Below are 19,351 nucleotides of genomic sequence, written 5' to 3'. Positions count from 1 at the left end.
CCATCGCTCTTTTTAATGTCAGTCCGGCTTTCTGCTACAAGTCCGCGGCTCGTACCTCGCTGTCCCTGCTTTCCAAAACCTTATACAGTTGACAGTTTGCAATTGGCAGGCACCAATGAACGAATGACTATTGAACTAATGAACATCCGAGTTGGGAGTTTGGCATCTAGAGCCAGTTAACCGATTTAAACAATTAACCAATTAACCAACAAAACAGTTTGCAATTGGCAGTTGGCAGGCACCAATGAACGAATGACTATTGAACTAATGAACCATTGACCAATGAACAAATGACTATTGAACAAATGAACTATAACTAAATTTCCTTTTCTTTGCTGTAATGAAAAAATATTATCTGATTATTTTACTCGCGCTCATTTCAGGAAGTTCGTTTGCACAGATGAAACTGATCAAAAAAATGCTCTCAAACGAAAAGGATACTACCCGTAAAGCCAGTTTTTTACCCTTGCCTGCTTTTGGCTATAGCCAGGAAACAGGTTTCGAATTTGGTGTTGGTGCCATTTACTCATTTTATATAGACCGTAAGGATACGCTGAACCGCAGTTCCAATTTCGCTTTGAATACCACCTACTCTACAAAAAAGACCGCAAATTTTATGCTCAAAGGTGATGCCTGGACCAAAGGGAACAAATATCATTTTATTGGCGATATCCGTTTTAAAAACCAGCCTTTTAATTTTTATGGTATTGGTAACGACGCTAAAAAAACAGATGAAGACAAATTAGACCAAAAAGTGTTTAAAACACTTTTCGATGCCGAAATGAATACTTTACCAAAAGCTTATACTGGCGTATCACTAGGTTTTGAAAATTACCACTTTATCGACAAGGAAGCTGGAGGTATTTTTACCACCAACCCAGGCATTTTAGATAAAGACGGTGGCTCTGTAGCCTGGATCGGGGCATCGCAAAGTTATGATACCCGAAATAGCAATAATTACCCAACAAAAGGTTTCTTTGGCAGGGCAACCTATCAATACGCACCTGATTTTTTTGGTGGCGAAAGTTTTAACGGATCGCAGATTAAGCTTGATCTTCGTGGTTTCTTTAGTTTGGCACCAAAAGTGGTTTTAGGCGTGCAGGGCATTTTTTACACCATACAGAGTAACAATACACCATTTTACCTCTTACAGCAATTGGGCAACGACCAGATGATGCGTGGTTACTACAGTGGCCGCTACCGCGATGAAAACCTAATGGCTGCACAGGCCGAACTCCGTTACCGTTTTATGAACCGTTTTGGCATTGTGGCTTTTGCAGGTACGGGTAAAGTATTTGGCAACGGCCAGTTTAATGGCGATGGTTTAAAACCGAACTTTGGTGTTGGTGGGCGCTACTTTTTTGATCCGGCCAAAGGTTTAAGTGTTCGCCTGGATTATGGAATAGGCGAAAAATTACCAAATGAAAAACGCCAGGCAGGGTTTTACATCAGTTTAGCCGAAGCGTTTTAGGGGGTGGAAAAGGCATCTTTAGTTTGTCATTCTGAACGCAGTGAATAATCTTTCCCACAGATTCATTCAGATCAAATTATTGCCACGGAAACACAGAAAGCACGGAAAACACCTTAATATATCACCCCTTCAATGTGTCATCTTGATCCGATAGGCATCCGATGGAATCGAAAGACATTAGCCACAGATCATTACAAATAATCATTATCGAAGAAACACAAAGCATCCCTTACGAATTTCCTATTAGGTTTGTCATTCTGAACGCAGTGAAGAATCTCCTTGATAAAATAGATGCTGAAACAAGTTCAGCAGGACGATCAGATAAATTCAGAAACGTATTATATACTTCCATCATCCATATCACATCTTACATCATTCCGCTGGTCGGGATTTGCAATCCCGTCTTCTGAACTAAGGATTTGTAATCCTTTTATCTAATTCCATTTCCGCTAAATTTAGAAATTATCCGCACCTTTTCACCTAAACCATTTGATATATGAACAGGTAACCCCTATTCCATCCTCCATATCACATCTTCCATCATCATCCGCTGGACGGGATTTGCAATCCCGTCCTCTGAACTAAGGATTTTTAATCCTTCATCTACTCCCATTTCTTTTAAATTTAGAATGTATTAGCACAGAACACAAAATCATCTGATATATTAACAGGTAACCCCTCTTCCATCATCCATATTACATCTTCCATCATTTAATTGTTTCGCTTCCGCTCTTCTTCATTTCCAGGCTTCCTATCTTGTTGTTTAATTTTTTCATTGCCAAAATTATAGCGGAAAGTAATCCGCAGCTGTTGGCTATCGTAATAGTTATTATATTCTTGCCTGATATTGTTTACCAAACTATTAAACCGATATCGGTTTGTTTTTAAAACATCGGTAGCGGTAAGGGCCAGTTGCATTTTTTTATTATGCAATAGCGTTTTGATGCCCAGATCGAGGTTGTATTGATTTTTATTTAGGTTTAACCCATCAACCGAGGGGAATTGATACCAAAAACTGGCCTCACCTAAAATGGTTTTCGAGGGGTTAAAAACAAACTGATTTAAGGTAGAAAAATAAGCCCCAAATCCGTTCAGGTTACTTTGAGTTTGCGTGATGCCCGAATGGGATACGGTATAATAAACATCAGCCTGATTGATACTCTCCCACCATTTCAAAACAGTAAGCGTAACGGCATTGCTGAACTGATAATGGTATCCTGTAATAAAGTTTACAGGCTTAGCCGCCTGGATATTGTTATTTACATCAATAAAATTAACATCATTAAAGCCGTTTGTAGTATGATTAAAAGATAACGTAGTGGTGAAGATATTATTTAAGATGTGCGAGATCTCGATGTTATCGTTATACGATGGCTGTAAAAAAGGATTTCCTTCGGTATAAGCATATTGGTTACTGTACCATCGGAAAGGATTTAATTTGCGGTAAGCAGGTCGGTTGATCCGACGGCCATAATTTAAAGCAAAAGTACTTTTACCATTTGCACGGTAACTGAGGTAAAGCGTAGGAAAAAGCCTGAAATATTCGCTCCGGTTTTGTTCGTTAACCGATACGCCATTCATCTGTGTGTACTCTCCCCGCAGTCCGGCCTGAAAATCCCAGCGTTTCAAACTTTTATTATAATTAACGAAGAGGGCCTGTGTATTTTCCTGGTAATTAAAAAGATTGCTTTGCGCTGGGTCTAATTCGTAAACCGTATTGTGTACATTGTAAAAAGCAAGATCACTCTGGTTATGGATAAAACTCAGCTTTGTGCCAAAAGATAACTTAAAGGTTTTATAGGGCAGATCTACATCAGCTTTTAAGGTATATAAATCTATATTTTGTTTGCTTGTAGAGAGATATTCGGCAAAAGAATTGGGGATCACCATTCCATTTTGAAAATAACTGGTATTGTTAAAAAACCGGTCTTTATCATCTCCATATTTAAACCAATCGCCGTTAACCGTCAACTGTTTCCCACTGGTATCTAAAGTTTGTTTTAGATAAATATTGGCCGAATGATAATGGGACCTGATTTTGGCATGGGCATCCGAATTCAGTACCGAATCTAAGTTTCCTGTTTTGTTATAAACAGTGGTCTTAATATTTTCTTCCGAATGAAAATTAGTCAGTCCACCTTTGTACGACAAACCCAAGATCGTTTTTGGCGAGACCTGATAATCCATTCCGATCTGTCCGCTGGGTACCGTTCTAAAATTCCTATCCTTATTTACAATATTCCAGGTTTGGTTGGGATAAAAAACATCACTTTGTTCAAAGAGCACAAGCGATCCTTTCCGGATGTTAAAGTTTGAAGAAAGTGTTAGCTTATTTTTCCGGTAACTTAAATTTCCGCCTGCAGCTGCTGTTGGATGGCTGGCCTGTGTAAAAGAAGTGTTCAGGGAGCCTTTAAATCCTTCGGCAACAACTTTTTTGAGTACGATATTGATGAGGCCATTATTTCCCTGTGCATCGTATTTTGCCGGCGGATTGGTAATCACTTCAATCTTGGCAATATTATCCGACGAGATCGATTTTAAATAGTTCGACAGCTCATCTGCTGATAAAGGCACCAATTTATCGTTGATCATCACATTAACGCCACCTTTGCCCACCAACGAAACCTGATCGTTCAGCACCCGCACACCAGGCACTTTCGACAGCAGTTCCAATGCATCTGTTCCGATAGCAGCAATACTGTTCTCTACATTAAAAACCGTACGATCGATCTTTTTCTCGATTAGAACTTTTCTAGCATGGATCTGCACATCTGCGAGGTTATTTAGACTCCCCTGCAGCTCAATATTGATTATGGTATCGGCAGTTAAGCTCAACAGCTTGTTCTCCGCTTTATAATTGAGTATGGAATAAGTAAGGGTATATTTTCCAGCCTGTAAATTGTTGAAATGGTAATTCCCCAAGCTATCTGTTTGCGTATAATTTATTCGATTTTGAGGGCCAGATAATTTAACGGTAACAGATGGCAAAGTTTTATACCCCTGATCGGTTACCTTCCCCGAAAGTTTGAATTGAGCGTTGCAATTGATGATGATAAAAAATAAAACAAGAAAGCTTAATGTTCTTATCATCCAAACTATTTATTGCCCTGCCAAACTTCGGCTTTACCATTAATATCGAACTCACCATAAGAACCAGCCATCGTTATTCCGGTTACTTTATTACGAAAGCTCAGGTTTTTAGCCGTTATTTTTTCCGTGTTCTTGTTGTAGGTAGCTTCATCGGCTGATATGGTAAAATTTTTATAGTCTAATTTTACTTTCCCATAAAGTGTAACGATTGATTTGTCACTGCTCATCTTTACAGAATCCCGGGCGCTATAAGCTACATCTGCTTTTACCTTATTGTCTGCTTTTGATAAAGAATCTCTTATTTTCTGAAGTTCAGCATCATGTTTATTTGAGCGTTTAATGCTACTACTCGGATTGTCGGCAATATCATCATGAGCAATGGAATTAATCAATTTTTCAATACCATTATTTGTTTGGGTTAAACCCTTGCCAACATTAAAATTATAACCACCTTTTTTTAGGTCAAATATAATTAAGCTTGATTTTAATGTAATATTTTCTTTTAGATCTTTAAGAGATGCATTTTTTGCAATCATTTTACCATTAAGTTTATCCAACTCGACATACATAGCTTCTAGTCTGTTGTTACTAATATCAATAACAGCATTTTCCATATAAGAAATTTTATGCTGTACATCGCCAGTTAACTTAGAAAAGGAGATAATTTTAGGTTCTACCGGTCCGGAAACCTTTACTGGTTCATTTTTTACCGCAGCCACTTTCTGTTTCCCATCGTTAAAATAAAACCGGTTATAAAGCGCTTCATTTTTGATCAGGTATTTTTTAGGTTCAGAATACAATACAATCAATTTATCGGTAGTATACGTACTCTTCGATACCAATTTTTCGCCAATAAACTTTACCAATACCCGATCACCCACTTTAAAGTCGCTGTTTCTTATATTTTGAGCGGCAAGGTTTAAGTTGATGGTAAAAAGACCATCATTCAGAACGATCTTTTCAATCTTACCATTCACATCTTTTTGTATAGATTTAATTTTAGAGGAAGCAGAACGCGCTTTATTGGCTTCATACAAAAAGGCATAATTTTCTATTTTCCGCTCATAAATTAATGTACCATTGGCTGTGGTAACTTTTGTTGGAATATAGATAGGTCCGTCAGAACTTTCGATTACCTTACCATCTTTATCCGTCTTTTTAAAACTGATCATGTTGCCTGATACGTAAGCAATAAGCTCATCACCAACTTTAACCTTTTCTTTAAAGCCGTTTGCATCAACCGAATAAGTTTTCCCATCTGAGAATAGTTCGAAGCCGTTTCCCGTGATCAGCTTCTTCATTTTAAGCACCTTACCCTTAATCGGTTTATTCATTGAAGCCCCTGAAGATTGATCTTCGGTTTTACCAGCATTTTGGGCTTGCGCATACACCACCTGAACAGCAAATAGCCAAACCAGTCCTAGCACAACAGGGATGGCCAATAGGTACGTTAATTTTTTCATGTTCTTAGATTTAGCGTGGAACAACATTTTAATCCGGTCTTTAATCGGGCTCTTCACAAAATTGTGGATCAGTGGCATATCACTTTTGCTGATCGCCAGCTGTAATAAGAGATTGGCATAAGCCTGATGACCAAAGCTGGCTGAAGTAATTTCATCAGCTTCGTATTCATGCACCTGTTCTAAAGCTTTATCGTACAGGTAAACAATCGGGTTAAACCATAAAACAGCTTTAGCAATCATCAGCAGTATTTTATCGATAGAATGGTATTGCTTCGCATGTACTTCTTCATGTTTGAGCAAAACCGCCAGATCTGTACTGCTTAAAGCATTTCCGTTTATGAAAACATAGTTAAAAAAGGAACAGTTGGTAAAACCTTTTGCTTTATCGATCAGCTTCAAACCGTTACCATTTTTGGTGTAACTCCCTGTATGTTTAAGCAAAACGAACAAGCGCCAAAGGCATGTGAACAATAAAAGCAAAGCGATACCGCCATAAGCATAAGGTATTAAGCCAATCCAATCGGTTTTAGCTGTTACCTCTGACTGGTATTCAACCACAATGGGCTGAATAAGTTGCACGGGCGCAGGGTTAACCGGTTTTAAATCGGGCATACCCTCAAGCTCTGTTTCCAACAGGGGCAGCTCGCGTTTCACGTCAAACTGCAAAGCTGGGATCATAAAACTCAGCAACAGTGTAGCCAGCAAGTAAAAGCGGTTGATTTTAAAGAAGGTCAGCTTTCTTAAAACCAGCAGATAAAACCCGAAGAACAGCACCGTACAAGCGGTCACTTTTAATAAGTAGCTTAATAGTTCCATACGAAGGTTATAATGATCAATTATTTAGTCGAATAACAGCATCATAGTGCTCTTTCATCACTTCTTCACCATTATTTATAGACAAACTTTTATATTTTCTTATTTTCTCCACATCTAGTTTTTTAAATTCATCCTCATTGTATTTCTTACTGTCCACGATAAACAAAATTTTTCCACCAACAGGAATATCAACGCTTCCAGAGCAAGTAGTCAGTTTTATTCTAATAAGCTCATAGGATTTTCCGTTATTATCTTTCTTGGCTTGCCTTACAAAAATGTCATCATCCAACAGTCCTTTTTGTTTTCTGACATTTTCGATCTCTTGTTGGTTTGCATATTCGATTTTGTTTGGTACGGCACTTAGTGTTACCTTATCCTTAGAAAGGCCTGATGATTTTACACTTTTGGGACTCATACTTGAAGCATATTCCTTCCCATTAATAACTTCTATTGGGTTTTTACCAATATTCGCATCTTCTACCAAAAGTAACTTATCTGCTTTCGCTGTAACCTGTACAGGTATTTCATATTTAAAAGAGAAACTCCACAGCAACACTGCTAAAACAGGAACAATAGTTAAATAAATAATCTTTTTCATTTTGTTGGATTTATGATTGAACAACATTTTAATTCTTGCTTTTATAGGGTTTTTAGCGAAACTGTTTACCAAGAGTTTTTCCTGTTTACCCGCCTTAACCGCCATATTCAATAGCATATTTGCATAAGCCTGAACAGGCAGTTGATTCGCAACATATTCATCAACCTCATACTCATGCTGCTCTTCTAATGCTTTCTCAAAAAGATACACGACCGGATTGAACCACAATATTGCTTTAAGAAAAAGCAAAAGAATTTTATCAAACGAATGGTATTGTGAGGCATGCCCCGCCTCATGCGCGACGATGATCTGCTCCTCTTCATCAGAAAAGTCGCTCCGGTTAATAAAAATATAATTGAAAAATGAGCAGTTGGTAAAACCATCTGTTTTATAAATGATTTTCAATCCATTCCAGATTTTATCAGCCCTATCTAAATATTTTACGATGTGGTATAGTTTAGACAGCGCAAAGCTGGTCAAAACAACAACAATAAATAGGTAACCATACCATAAAACATCCTGCCATTGAATAACTGTTGCACTCACCTCTGTCAAAGCACGGTGTTGCTGTAGGTTTAAAACCTGTGGCATAGGATTACCTGTTTCTTTTGCCTGTACCGACGGAATGGCAATTGTTTCCTGTGTTATCGAAATCTGTAAAACGGGGATAACAAAACTCAGCAACAGCGCAGCCAGCAAGTAAAAGCGGTTGATTTTAAAGAAGGTCAGTTTTCTTAAAACCAGCAGATAAAATCCGAGGAACAATACCGTACAGGCAGTAACTTTGAGCAGATAGGTTAACCATTCCATAATTGTAATTATTTAGCAACCACGTTTAGAAAAAGCGACAAATCCATCTAAAATCAGGTTGCTGATCCTGCGGATATTTTTTTCCTGATTGATATAATCGAGCGTTTTACGGTTCGAGATGTTTCCAAGCTCAATTAAAACAGCAGGTATTTTAGATTCACGGAGCAATAACAGGTTTGCATCTTTCAACGAATCTTTTACCTCAAGCCCCTTTAACTGTTTCAATTGACCTAAAATTCCCGCGCCAAGGTCTTCAGCACTTCTAATATTTCCGTTCAGTTTAGATACATATACTTCAATGCCCCCGAATGGTGCAGCTGCATTGGCAAGTGTTGCATTATGGTGGATGGATATAAATGCGGTAGCCTCCTGTTTTGGCAAACGGTCTCTCAGTGAGATGTATTCATCTGTATTTCGTGTTAATATTACTTTTATCCCCCTTTTCGCGGCCTCTATTTTCAAAATATTTACAGCCCTTAAGTTCAGGTCCTTTTCTTTTTGTCCGTCTAAAGCACTTATAGCACCGTCCTTTCCGCCATGGCCGGCATCAATAATCAATGTAGGTTCTACTTCTTTAAAAGCTGGCCTAGCATTTGGATTAACATTAATATTACCGTTTAAGTAATTCATGGCATATACATTTGGCTTTTTAGGCGCATCGGCAGAAGCCTGATTTACAGGAGCTTTTTTCGCCACAATAATTTCTTCTCGGTTTACAAAAGCCATACAGCAGATCAACAAAACAGGAATTATAGCTAAATAGGCAAGTTTTTGCAACTTTACATTGGGTTCTTTGTACAACATCATGATTCTATTTTTTAGTGGGAGTTTACTAAAACTGTTAACGACTAAATTTTGAGCTGGCATAGCCAGGTTTAAAAGCAAAGAAGCATATTCCTTTTTATCGGCAACTTTAGCTGTTTCGCGATCGGCCAGAAACTCGTGGTTATGATCGATGGCATTCCGCCAGAAATAGATCACCGGGTTAAACCAAAGAATTGCGGTGATCAGATTCACCAAAAGTTTGTCGAAGGCATGCAACTGCTTTACGTGTACCGATTCGTGTTTGATCACCAGCTGTCTTTTTGCTCGCTCCAAAGAGGAGTCAATAATAATCCGGTTAAAAAAAGAACAGTTTTTAATCGTCGATTTTCCATCCACCAGAATCACAGCCCCATCCTGATTTATGGTATGTTTACGCAGTTGCATCCGGATATTCGCCATCATCAGAAGCATCCTGATAACAAGGGCGGCTAAAATCAAACAATAGCCATACATGAATACTTCATTCCAATGAATGGTATTATTTACCACATTGCCTCCTTCCAAACCATCCTGTTCTATAACGCCATCATTACTATAAACTATTTTCGATGGAATTTCTTGAGCTGCGACGACAACCTCGTACCGATTTTCGATGGTTACGGCCGGAATACTGAAACTCAGCACCAACATCAGCAATAAATAAGCACGGTTTAGGTTGAAAAACGTGAGTTTAGCCAGTAGCAACTGATAAGCCGCAAAGAAGATCAGCGTGCAGGCCGAAACCTTTAACAAATAGATTAAAATCATGGTGTTGCATCTTGATTAATGATCTTTTTAATTTCTTCTATATCCTTTTCACTTAGTTTTTCTTCTTTTACCATGAACGATAAAAGGCTGGTTGGAGAATTATCAAAATAGCCAGAAAACAGTTTGGAGAAAGTTGTTTTGGCATATTCATCTTTGGTAATGGCCGGAAAATACTCGTAGGTTTTCCCATAGGCTTTATAGTTCACATAACCTTTTTTTTCTAAAAGCCTCACAATGGAGGAGATGGTATTGTAAGGTGGTTTAGGTTCTTCTTCCAGCTCGTCGATAATATCTTTCACAAATGCCTTTTGCAGTTTCCATAAAACCTGCATAATGCGTTCTTCTGCTTTGGTTAATTCTTCCATACCCAAATCTATAACTTACTTTTCAGTTTTACAACTATAAAACAAGTTATATTACTGAAAAATCAGTTTAAAATATTAAAACGCTGATTTACAATTAAATAAAATCAGTGTTGATTTTTTATTTGGAAACGAAAGGACTGTAACCCTTGGCTAAAATAGTCCTGCCATTCGCTTTAGCCCTCATGATCCCGATGAAAAATCAGGACAGGGCTACCGCTGCTGTCACCTGCCCGTACAGGCGGGGGTTTATTGAACAAGAGCTTGTTACCATTGGTCCGTAAAACACGAAACGTTCCTATGGAACGAAAAAAACGACTTTTTTTTCTACCTAGGAAGCGTCCCTCTGGGACGATTTACCCACAGACCGTCCCAGAGGGAAGACTCATGGGTTTTATTGAACAAGAGCTTGTTACCATTGGCCCATAAAACACGAAACGTTCCTATGGAACGAAAAAAACGACTTTTTTTTCTACCCATGAAGCGTCCCTCTGGGACGATTTACCCACAGACCGTCCCAGAGGGACGACTCATGGGTAGCCAATTGCACAATTGGCGTTTCGTTCCCTAGGAACGTTTGGTGATTAACCGACTCCAGAGCTAAGAATTTGTAATCCTTGTAAAATATTATTCAGGTCCGGATTGAAATCCAGACCAACAATAGATTGGAGCCAAATGCATTTATCCGCTGTTTCTAAACCCGATCGAAGCGAAATGCCGATTCTTCATCGGCAGAAGCGGGAGCGGGACTGGAAACCGCCAAAAGAGTTGACATGCTAATTTCCAAAAAAAACTGGCATCCAATTTATTCGTTGTTAGTCGGGATTTGTAATCTTGTAAAATATTATTCAGGTCCGGATTGAAAATCCAGACCAACATCAGATGACGATTTGTTATTTACTTAAACCCGCCAACGCATTGATGGTTAATGCCACAATTACGGTATTAAAGATAAAGGCAATTAAACTGTGCAAAAGGGAAAGTCTTCTGATCTTCCGGTCTGAAATTTCTACATCAGAAACCTGGAAGGTCATGCCGAGCACAAAGGAGAAATAGGCAAAATCGATAAAATCTGGTTCATCATCACCGGGGAATTCCAGTCCTGAACCTTTTTTATCCTTATCGCTTTTTTTATTATCGCCATAATAAAGATGTGCATAACGCATGCTAAACGTAGTATGCACCAAAAACCAGGATAAAAACATCCCCGCAATGGCCACTACTAAATCTAAAGGTTCGATATCTTTATTAATCAGCAACAAAATTACAGCCAGCAAACCAGCAAAAGTGGAAACCACTACAATGGCAAAAATTTCGCCACGGGTTTCATCCTGCATTTTAGCTTTGAGGTGTGTTTCGGCAGCAGAAGTATGGAAAAACATATACCAATGGAGGGTAATCAGGATTAAACAGAATACATCCCATCCCAACATGATGTGCGTGAGCACACTCATTTCGATAAAAAGTGAAACTAAATAAACTGCAATCCCCGAAAACAGGCTGATCAACAGGATAAATAATGCTGATCGTTTCTGTATACCTTCTAATTTCGGTTCTACTTCCATTATTTTAGAATTTAAGCTTGAAGTGTTCTTTTGCCTGTCCTTTTTTAAAATAAACCAAACCGATCCAAAACAGATCTACCGTTACGGTAACATCGGGATGGTTTTTAATTTCGGCCCAGGCTTCTTTCATGCCTTCGCTCCAATAAATATCGTCAAAAATTAATAAGGTGTCTTCATTAACTTTTGGCAGGCACCATTTAAAATAATTCAGGGTAGCGTCTTTACGGTGGTTGCCATCAATATAAACGAAATCCAAACTGGGCTGTTTGGCAATAATATCTGGCAAAATGAGGTCGAAATTGCCTACATGAAGTTCAATATTATTCAAATCCAGTTCCTCAAAGTTCTTCCTCGCCACTTCGGCTGTTTGCGGACAGCCTTCTATGGTAATAATTTCTGCTTCAGGATCTGTTTTAGCCAGATAAGCGGTGGTAATACCAAGGCAGGTACCCAATTCGATCGCACTTTTAGGTTGCGTATGTTTCGCCAAACGGTAAATCAGCTGGGCCAGGCGCGGACTTTTTAATGCATTTTTGGCAATCTGACTGACCTTCTTTGTACGGTTTTTATTGAGATGAGAACCCGCTCCAAGGTCTGTAACGGTGATTATAGAATCGTCATTAAAAAGTTTTTTTCGCTGTTCTTCTATGTTTTTGTATTCAGATTTGTCGGTAAAATCGTAAATTACCTCATCAGCTAGCTTGTACACGAATGGCGAATGCGTTCCATGTCGGCTTTTTGCTGTTAAACGGTGTTTAAGGTAATCGGTAATAAATTGAAATAACATAATATTGCAAAAGTAATTAAACACCGCAAACGTATGTATGTTTTATGGAAAATAACGCAGAGATAAGTGCTTTAGTAAAATTATTGGACGATCCGGATCAGGAAGTGTACCAACATGTAGAGAAAAAACTGCTTGAATATGGCGGTGAGGTTGTCCATTTTTTAGAAAATGCCTGGGAACAGTCTTTCGATGGCCTGTTACAGGAACGTATTGAGAGTATTGTTCACCAGATTCAGTTTAAAACGGTTAAGGAAGATTTAAATTTATGGTATTTAAGTGGCGCCTTCGATTTATTGCAGGGTGCATTAATTATCAACCGTTATCAATATCCCGATTTAGACGAACAGAAAGTAATCAACCAGATTGAAGAGATCAAGAGAGATATCTGGCTTGGCCTTCAGTATGAAATGAGCTCAGTAGAAAAAGTGAAACTGATCAATCACGTTTTATATCAGCAATACGGCTTTGGTGGCAACACCAAAAACCACCACGATCCACAAAACTCTTACCTCAACCAGGTTTTAGATAGTAAAAAGGGCAACCAGATTTCGCTGGCCATTATCTATTCTACCCTCGCGCAAAAGTTAGATCTTCCTGTTTATGGGATCAATTTACCGCAGCACTTTATTCTCGGTTATATAGACGATAGTAAACAGGAAGGAACTGAGTATGGGGTACTTTTCTACATCAATGCTTTTAACCGGGGCAATATCTTTGGCAAACATGATGTTGACCAATTTCTGCGCCAGCTTAATTTAGAAGCTTTGCCCGAATACTACCGACCTTGCAGCAATACCGACATTATCCGCCGTGTAATCAGAAACCTGATTTCTGCTTATGAAAACGCCGGAGCTACAGAAAAAGTTGCCGAACTAAACGAACTGCAGGATATCCTTGCAGAAAACAAGCCTTAAACTCCATCCCGTGTATAACAACCTCCGCCCTGTTCCATTCTACCTTGTTGCCGTGTTGATACTATTTTTCAGCATGCAGTTAAAAGCCCAAAAAACGGTAAAACCTAATGTTATTGCCTATTATAGCGGGCAAAATTCGGTGATCGATAGCTTCCCGATCGAAAAACTGAGTCACCTGATTTATAGTTTTGGACACCTAAAGGGCGACAGTTTAAATATCAGATCGGCCAAAGATTCTGCATTGATCACCAAGATGGTGGATCTGAAAAAACGCAACCCCGATTTAAAGGTGATGATTGCCATGGGCGGCTGGAGTGGCTGCAAAGACTGTTCTGAGGTATTTAGCCGGGCAGAGGGCCGGAAAACATTTGCCAAAACCACCAAAGCAATACTCGATTTTTTCCATGCGGATGGTATCGATATGGATTGGGAATACCCTGCGGTAGTGGGCTTCCCCGGACATCGCTACACCGTTGACGACAAACATAATTTCACTTTATTGATTAAAGAACTCCGTAAAAAGCTGGGCAAAAAAGCAGAAATCAGTTTTGCGGCTGGTGGCACCAAAAACTGTATCGATTCTTGTTTCGAATGGGACAAAGTGATGCCTTTGGTAAACCGGGTAAATGTAATGAGTTATGATCTGGTGAGCGGTTATGCCACCACCAGTGGTCACCACTCGCCATTATATGGCACCCCGCAGCAAGAATTATCTTGCGATTATGCGGTTAAAGCTTTAATCGGTTTGGGTGTACCTGCAGATAAAATAGCGCTGGGTGCTGCATTTTATGCCCGCGTTTTCGGAAATACCACTGATGCCAACCAGGGTTTATACCAACCGACCAAATTTATCAGCGGCACTTCCTTCAAAAACTTTAAAAAACAGTTCTCTACCGAAAACGGATACAGTTATTACTGGGATGATGTAGCCAAGGCTCCATATTATTATAACCCACAAAGCAAATACCTCGCTACTTTTGATGACCCCAAATCTATTTCGTTAAAAACCCAATATGTGATCGATCAGAAATTAAATGGTATCATGTTTTGGGAATTAACAGATGATGCCTATACCGATGGGCTATTGGATGTGATTGACAAAACGATAAAAGGAATTTAAGCTTATTAAACCAAGGTCAACAGACTACACTAATCCTTACTCCATTTTCGCCATTTTACAGCGCTTAGTGATTGATTACACCCACATAAGTACTCATCGCTATACGCTTCCGATCGTCGGAAATAAAAGAGATCCAGGCATGGTATGGCTTTAACTGTTTGTTTTTAGGAAGTTCCATTAGTTCGTAGCCAGCTTGCCGTCGGGCGCCGCTGAGTGTAAAATGCGCAAAACCATCCGCCTCATGATATACGGCCAACATCACCTGATCGTTGTAAACTGCGTTTAAATCTTCTTCGTTATTCGCCCAGGTAAAATGCAGACCGGTATCGTCGCTGTTAACAGTGGCGTGTACAGCTCCGGCAAGATCTCCATAAGTTAATAAAACCTTCGCATAATCAAGTTGCTGATCTTCATTGAGCGCGTTTAACATGAGATAGGATTTTGCCGCATTATGTGCCGACATATTTTTAGAACGTGCGGCGATGCCGAAACCTACCCTAATAACGGGCAGTAATGGCCTTAAAAAATGTTGTACAGCGGTAAATCCGCGTCTATATGGTTCTTGATTTGCACTAGCCTTACTTCTCTGTTTGTTTTTTTTGGGTAAAGATCTGATTACCCATTTGCCGTTTGAATAATAACCAGCCACACTGCCAACTTTACCCCGAAAGCCACCATTAATACCATCATTTAATATTGCCATGTTTTTAAAAATTTAATGCTCAAAAAACATCAGGGACAATATGTTTTTACTAAAACTAATATAAGCATAAACCTAAACTAATACAACAGTTACAAAGTATTAAATACAGATCTTGTACGGATTTTGTTCGGGTGCAATTGTCATATCTCCGTCTGATGTCCGAACGATGTCCGACTAATCTCCGTCTAAGCCTTTAATCTGTTTTATGAAATGAGTAATGCAGAAACCTTGCGCCAGGAAACAAAAATCCCCAACCGCGTTTCGTGCGATCGGGGATTAATCATTTTTGAAAGCTTAATACTGGTTACAGGTATGGGCTAAGCTATATTTAACATGCTAAGTAACTGTTTCAACCAATACGTTTTGTGCGTAAAAACCAGTCACCACCGTAGCTATTAAAATTTCTCTTTCTTCAGCCAGTCAGCCAGCAGGTTAAACCAATCTACATCGGAAGTACTATTAATCAAACCAAAACCATGACCGCCTTGCTCATAAAGGTAAATATCGGTATCTACTTTGTGCTGCTTTAGCGCATCGTTCATTAAAACACTGTTTTCGTAAGGAACGGTTTTGTCGTCTTTAGCATGTACAAAAAAAGTTGGTGGTGTTTTTTTGGTTACGTTTTTATTGGCCGAGAAATAATGTTTTAGGCTATCGGGGGGATTTGGCCCCAATAAATTTTTCATGGTACCGGTATGCACTGATTCTTCGAAACTGATTACCGGGTAAATTAATGCGGCGAAATTCGGTTTTAAATCTATCTTTTCGGGATCAGCGATTTTAAGATCGTTATAATGGGTAACGAGGGTTGATGCAAAGTGGCCACCGGCCGAAAAACCCATAATCCCGATTTTATTGGCTTTGATGCCATATTTTTTCGCGTTCTTTCTGATCAGATAGATGGCCTGTTGTGCATCCTGTAATGGCCCGTAGGTTTTATCCACCATAATCTGATCACTTGGCAAACGGTATTTTAAAACGAAAGCCGTAACCCCAATGGCATTGAACCTTTTGGCAACATCCGTTCCTTCATGACTAAATGCTAAGGCGGCATAGCCACCTCCCGGACAAATGATTACCGCTGTACCTGTGGCGATATCTTTTGGCGCTTCGAAAACTGTAAAGGTAGGCACCGATACTTTGGTCACACTCAGGGTTCCATTGGAACGGACTTCAGTATTTTCTACATAATCGGCAGGTGTAACTTTAGCACCTGGAATTTCGCCAATATATAGGGGCACAATTTCTTGTGCATGGGTGTAATTGATTCCCATAAGCAACAGGATTATAATGATGGATGACTTTACCATATTTTAAATTTTAAAACTCCATTAAATACGCTTTCAAAAAATCGTTGATATCGCCATTTAAAACGGCGTCTGGATTGGAGGTTTGATAATTGGTACGGTGATCTTTTACCCTTCTGTCATCCAGCACATAACTCCTGATCTGGGAACCCCATTCTATTTTCTTTTTCGATCCCTCTACCAGCGCGGTGGCCTCATTACGCTTGCGTTCCTCAATTTCGTATAATTGCGATTTTAATAAACGTATGGCATTTTCTTTGTTCTGTAACTGCGATCGCGACTCCTGGTTTTTAATAATAATGCCTGATGGTTTGTGGTATAAACGCACGGCAGTTTCTACCTTGTTTACATTCTGTCCTCCAGCGCCACCAGCCCTAAAAGTCTCGAATTCTATATCGGCCGGGTTAATGTCAATCTGTATGGTATCATCAACCAAGGGATAAACATATACCGAGGCAAAAGAAGTATGCCTGCGGGCATTCGAGTCGAATGGTGAGATCCGCACCAGGCGGTGTACACCATTTTCGCCTTTAAGATAACCGTAAGAAAAATCGCCGTCAAATTGGAGCGTTACCGATTTTATCCCTGCAATCTCCCCTTCCTGACTATCCTGTTCGGTAATTTTATACCCGTTTTTTTCGCCCCACATCATATACATGCGCATGAGCATGTAGGCCCAATCGCAACTTTCGGTTCCACCGGCTCCTGCGGTAATCTGTAATACGGCAGAAAGCTGGTCTTCCTTGCTGCGAAGCATGTTTTTAAGCTCCAGTTCCTCTACAGCAGTTTTGCTTATTTCGAACTGGTCTTGAAGTTCTTTTTCGGAAGCATCTCCCGATTGAAAAAACTCAAACATTACCACCGCATCCTCAACCGCATTATGGGTTTGGTTAAAGCCATCAGTCCATTTTTTCTTAGCACTGATTTCGGCAAGAATTTTTTCCGCTTTTTTTGGATCGTCCCAGAAATCGGGCGCCATTGTTAATTTTTCTTCTTCGCGAATAGCGTAAAGTAGCTCATCAACGTCAAAGATACCTCCTCAGCGACGTTACTCTGTCCCTTAAATCCTGAATATTTTCTTTGGTCATAGCCACAAATATAGTAATAAAGAAAGCTTTTCCTTGCGATCGCCCGGAAGTTTAGCGTTGCGGGTTTGGCGATCAGTTAACCAATTTCAACAATTAACCTTCTTAGCTGGGAGTTTGGAGCTGGGAGCTTGGAGTGAGTTAATCGATTAATCAGTCTTACGCTTAGGGTTTAGCGCTCAATGTCAGTTAACCGATCTAGTAGTCGGAAGTCAAAAGTCAATTAATCGATTTAGACAATCCCATTCCAACATTATTCCCGTTAATTTTTGTTAAAAAAATTAAAATTAATGATCAACTAATCATTTAATTCATTAATTTCCCAGCAGAATAATCAGATCAGCGGAAATTAAATCAGGTGATTACCAGATGGTATAATTACAGCGCGATCGGATAGATTTATACTAATATTAACCTCTAACCAATATCAATGAAAATGCGCGCTCTCGTTTTAGCGTATTTGTTTTCCTGTACTGCAGCATGGGCGCAGCAAGGCAAAATAGATAGCACTGAAATGCTCACCCTACGTATCGATCCTCAGGCAGCACATGGCGCTGCTGTTTCACAGATTTTTAGCGAAGTAGAATTTATCCCCCTCGAAACCACTAAAGAAAGTCTTTTTGGGAACATTAATCATTTTAAAATTATAGAAGATAAATATATCATTTTCGACTATGATACCAAGTCTATTCTAATTTTTGAAAAAGACGGGAAGTACAAAACAAAGATCAATGCGAACAACATGCAACCCGAAAAGGATGATAAAAACAAAACAGAGTTTTATAGTTTTTTTATCGAAAAAGAAAACAACACCAATTATATCGTCGTTTTTACCGGACCACGCATTTTTTATTTCGATTTAGCAGGCAAGCTGGTCAAAAAAATAATGGAGAAAGATTATCCCAACCGCTACAGCACACGTGATTTAAAATTCGCAGATCCAAATACCATTGTCCGACCTGATTTTTTAAAAAAGAAGGGTAAAGACAGTACCTATTATGAACTGGGAATCATCAATAAAAATAAAGATTCTATAGGTTATTTCCCTTATAACACAAGCCGGTATGATAGCGATGAGTTTTGGGGTTCGGGGCCACGTTTTTATCAATCTAGCCCCAACGAGGTGTTTTACTTAAATTACCATTCTTACGATATTTTTAAAGTCAGGCCTGCTAGCGTTTCACTTGCCTACCACATCATATTTCCGGCAGCCAATTCGCTCCCGAACGATTTTACCACCAATCCGGTTTACGTTAAAAAAAGAGGTGAGTATCTTAGGAACAACCCAAAGGTATTTTATGCCATAAGCAACACTTTACTGGTTGGCGATAACCTATATTTCAAACTGCACAGCTATGGTTGGGATAGGTCGATGAAAAAGGCCTTGATTTACAACTTCAAAACAAGCGAACTCACCTCGGTACAGGATTTGGAACCCGATGCCCTTTCCTATTTTTTACCGGTAACAGACGCCAATGGCGATTTTTACGATTTCATTAACCGCGGCTTCCAATTGTACGAAAACGGCTATTTCTACACCAATTATTCTTCTTTGGCCATGTTTACCTTTAAAGAACAGAGTGAAGGCAAAACCACCAAATATCCACCCAGCCTGGAAGCCTATTTTAAAACGCAAAACAAAAAGAGTAATCCCGTTCTGATCAAACTCAAGCCTAAACAAAACTAAT

General features: G+C 39.2%; 14 protein-coding genes. 4 read left to right on the top strand and 10 right to left on the bottom strand.

What is annotated here, in order from left to right:
* Nucleotides 1–340: 340 nt before the first annotated feature.
* Nucleotides 341–1,471 carry a BamA/TamA family outer membrane protein gene (locus R2S57_RS01190; protein ID WP_316843292.1) on the top strand — a complete coding sequence of 377 codons (1,131 nt, stop codon included), beginning with the start codon at nucleotides 341–343 and terminating at the stop codon, nucleotides 1,469–1,471.
* A 711-nt stretch (nucleotides 1,472–2,182) separates the two neighbouring features.
* On the opposite strand, the gene R2S57_RS01185 is transcribed toward R2S57_RS01190, so the two are convergent.
* From R2S57_RS01185 to R2S57_RS01155, 7 genes are all read right to left on the bottom strand, one after another.
* The gene (locus R2S57_RS01185) at nucleotides 2,183–4,561 is read right to left on the bottom strand and encodes an outer membrane beta-barrel family protein (RefSeq protein ID WP_316843291.1); all 2,379 of its coding nucleotides are present in this window, start codon (nucleotides 4,559–4,561) and stop codon (nucleotides 2,183–2,185) included.
* Between the two features lie 5 nt (nucleotides 4,562–4,566).
* On the bottom strand, nucleotides 4,567–6,840 hold the full coding sequence (locus R2S57_RS01180) for a M56 family metallopeptidase (protein WP_316843290.1): 2,274 nt from the start codon (nucleotides 6,838–6,840) through the stop codon (nucleotides 4,567–4,569).
* A gap of 16 nt (nucleotides 6,841–6,856) precedes the next feature.
* The gene (locus R2S57_RS01175) at nucleotides 6,857–8,248 is read right to left on the bottom strand and encodes a M56 family metallopeptidase (protein WP_316843289.1); all 1,392 of its coding nucleotides are present in this window, start codon (nucleotides 8,246–8,248) and stop codon (nucleotides 6,857–6,859) included.
* Between the two features lie 12 nt (nucleotides 8,249–8,260).
* Nucleotides 8,261–9,820, bottom strand: coding sequence for an N-acetylmuramoyl-L-alanine amidase (locus R2S57_RS01170; protein ID WP_316843288.1), 1,560 nt, complete (start codon nucleotides 9,818–9,820; stop codon nucleotides 8,261–8,263).
* A complete protein-coding gene (locus R2S57_RS01165; protein WP_316843287.1) occupies nucleotides 9,817–10,185 on the bottom strand; it encodes a BlaI/MecI/CopY family transcriptional regulator in 369 nt (122 codons plus the stop codon). Before R2S57_RS01165 ends, R2S57_RS01170 begins: the two co-directional genes overlap by 4 nt.
* 890 nt (nucleotides 10,186–11,075) lie before the next feature.
* Nucleotides 11,076–11,747, bottom strand: coding sequence for a DUF1345 domain-containing protein (locus R2S57_RS01160; protein ID WP_316843286.1), 672 nt, complete (start codon nucleotides 11,745–11,747; stop codon nucleotides 11,076–11,078).
* A 4-nt stretch (nucleotides 11,748–11,751) separates the two neighbouring features.
* The gene (locus tag R2S57_RS01155; protein WP_316843285.1) at nucleotides 11,752–12,534 is read right to left on the bottom strand and encodes a class I SAM-dependent methyltransferase; all 783 of its coding nucleotides are present in this window, start codon (nucleotides 12,532–12,534) and stop codon (nucleotides 11,752–11,754) included.
* A gap of 44 nt (nucleotides 12,535–12,578) precedes the next feature.
* Here R2S57_RS01155 and R2S57_RS01150 point away from each other — a divergent pair, with 44 nt between their 5' ends.
* Together R2S57_RS01150 and R2S57_RS01145 are read left to right on the top strand one after the other, a co-directional pair.
* Nucleotides 12,579–13,448, top strand: a complete 870-nt coding sequence (locus tag R2S57_RS01150; protein WP_316843284.1) for a transglutaminase-like domain-containing protein — start codon at nucleotides 12,579–12,581, stop codon at nucleotides 13,446–13,448.
* A 10-nt stretch (nucleotides 13,449–13,458) separates the two neighbouring features.
* Nucleotides 13,459–14,568 (top strand): glycoside hydrolase family 18 protein, encoded by a 1,110-nt coding sequence (locus R2S57_RS01145; protein WP_316843283.1) that lies wholly within the window; start codon nucleotides 13,459–13,461, stop codon nucleotides 14,566–14,568.
* 64 nt (nucleotides 14,569–14,632) lie between these two features.
* Here R2S57_RS01145 and R2S57_RS01140 read toward each other — a convergent pair whose 3' ends face one another.
* From R2S57_RS01140 to prfB, 3 genes are all read right to left on the bottom strand, one after another.
* The gene (locus tag R2S57_RS01140; RefSeq protein WP_316843282.1) at nucleotides 14,633–15,271 is read right to left on the bottom strand and encodes a DUF6266 family protein; all 639 of its coding nucleotides are present in this window, start codon (nucleotides 15,269–15,271) and stop codon (nucleotides 14,633–14,635) included.
* A 395-nt stretch (nucleotides 15,272–15,666) separates the two neighbouring features.
* On the bottom strand, nucleotides 15,667–16,545 hold the full coding sequence (locus tag R2S57_RS01135) for an alpha/beta hydrolase (protein WP_316843281.1): 879 nt from the start codon (nucleotides 16,543–16,545) through the stop codon (nucleotides 15,667–15,669).
* Nucleotides 16,546–16,591: 46 nt separating this feature from the next.
* Nucleotides 16,592–17,666 (bottom strand): peptide chain release factor 2 gene (gene prfB, locus R2S57_RS01130; RefSeq protein WP_316843280.1). Its coding sequence is split into 2 segments (ribosomal slippage): nucleotides 16,592–17,605 and nucleotides 17,607–17,666, totalling 1,074 coding nucleotides; the frame shifts between segments, so codons are not numbered across the junction.
* A gap of 427 nt (nucleotides 17,667–18,093) precedes the next feature.
* On the opposite strand from prfB, the gene R2S57_RS01125 reads away from it, so the two are divergent.
* A complete protein-coding gene (locus tag R2S57_RS01125) occupies nucleotides 18,094–19,350 on the top strand; it encodes a 6-bladed beta-propeller (protein WP_316843279.1) in 1,257 nt (418 codons plus the stop codon).
* Nucleotide 19,351 lies beyond the last annotated feature (1 nt).

The organism is Pedobacter psychrodurus (genome assembly GCF_032678585.1).
GTDB classification, from domain to species: Bacteria; Bacteroidota; Bacteroidia; order Sphingobacteriales; family Sphingobacteriaceae; genus Pedobacter; species Pedobacter psychrodurus_A.
Note: the sequence above shows the minus strand (reverse complement) of the source record. Positions and strands in the feature narration are given on the sequence as shown.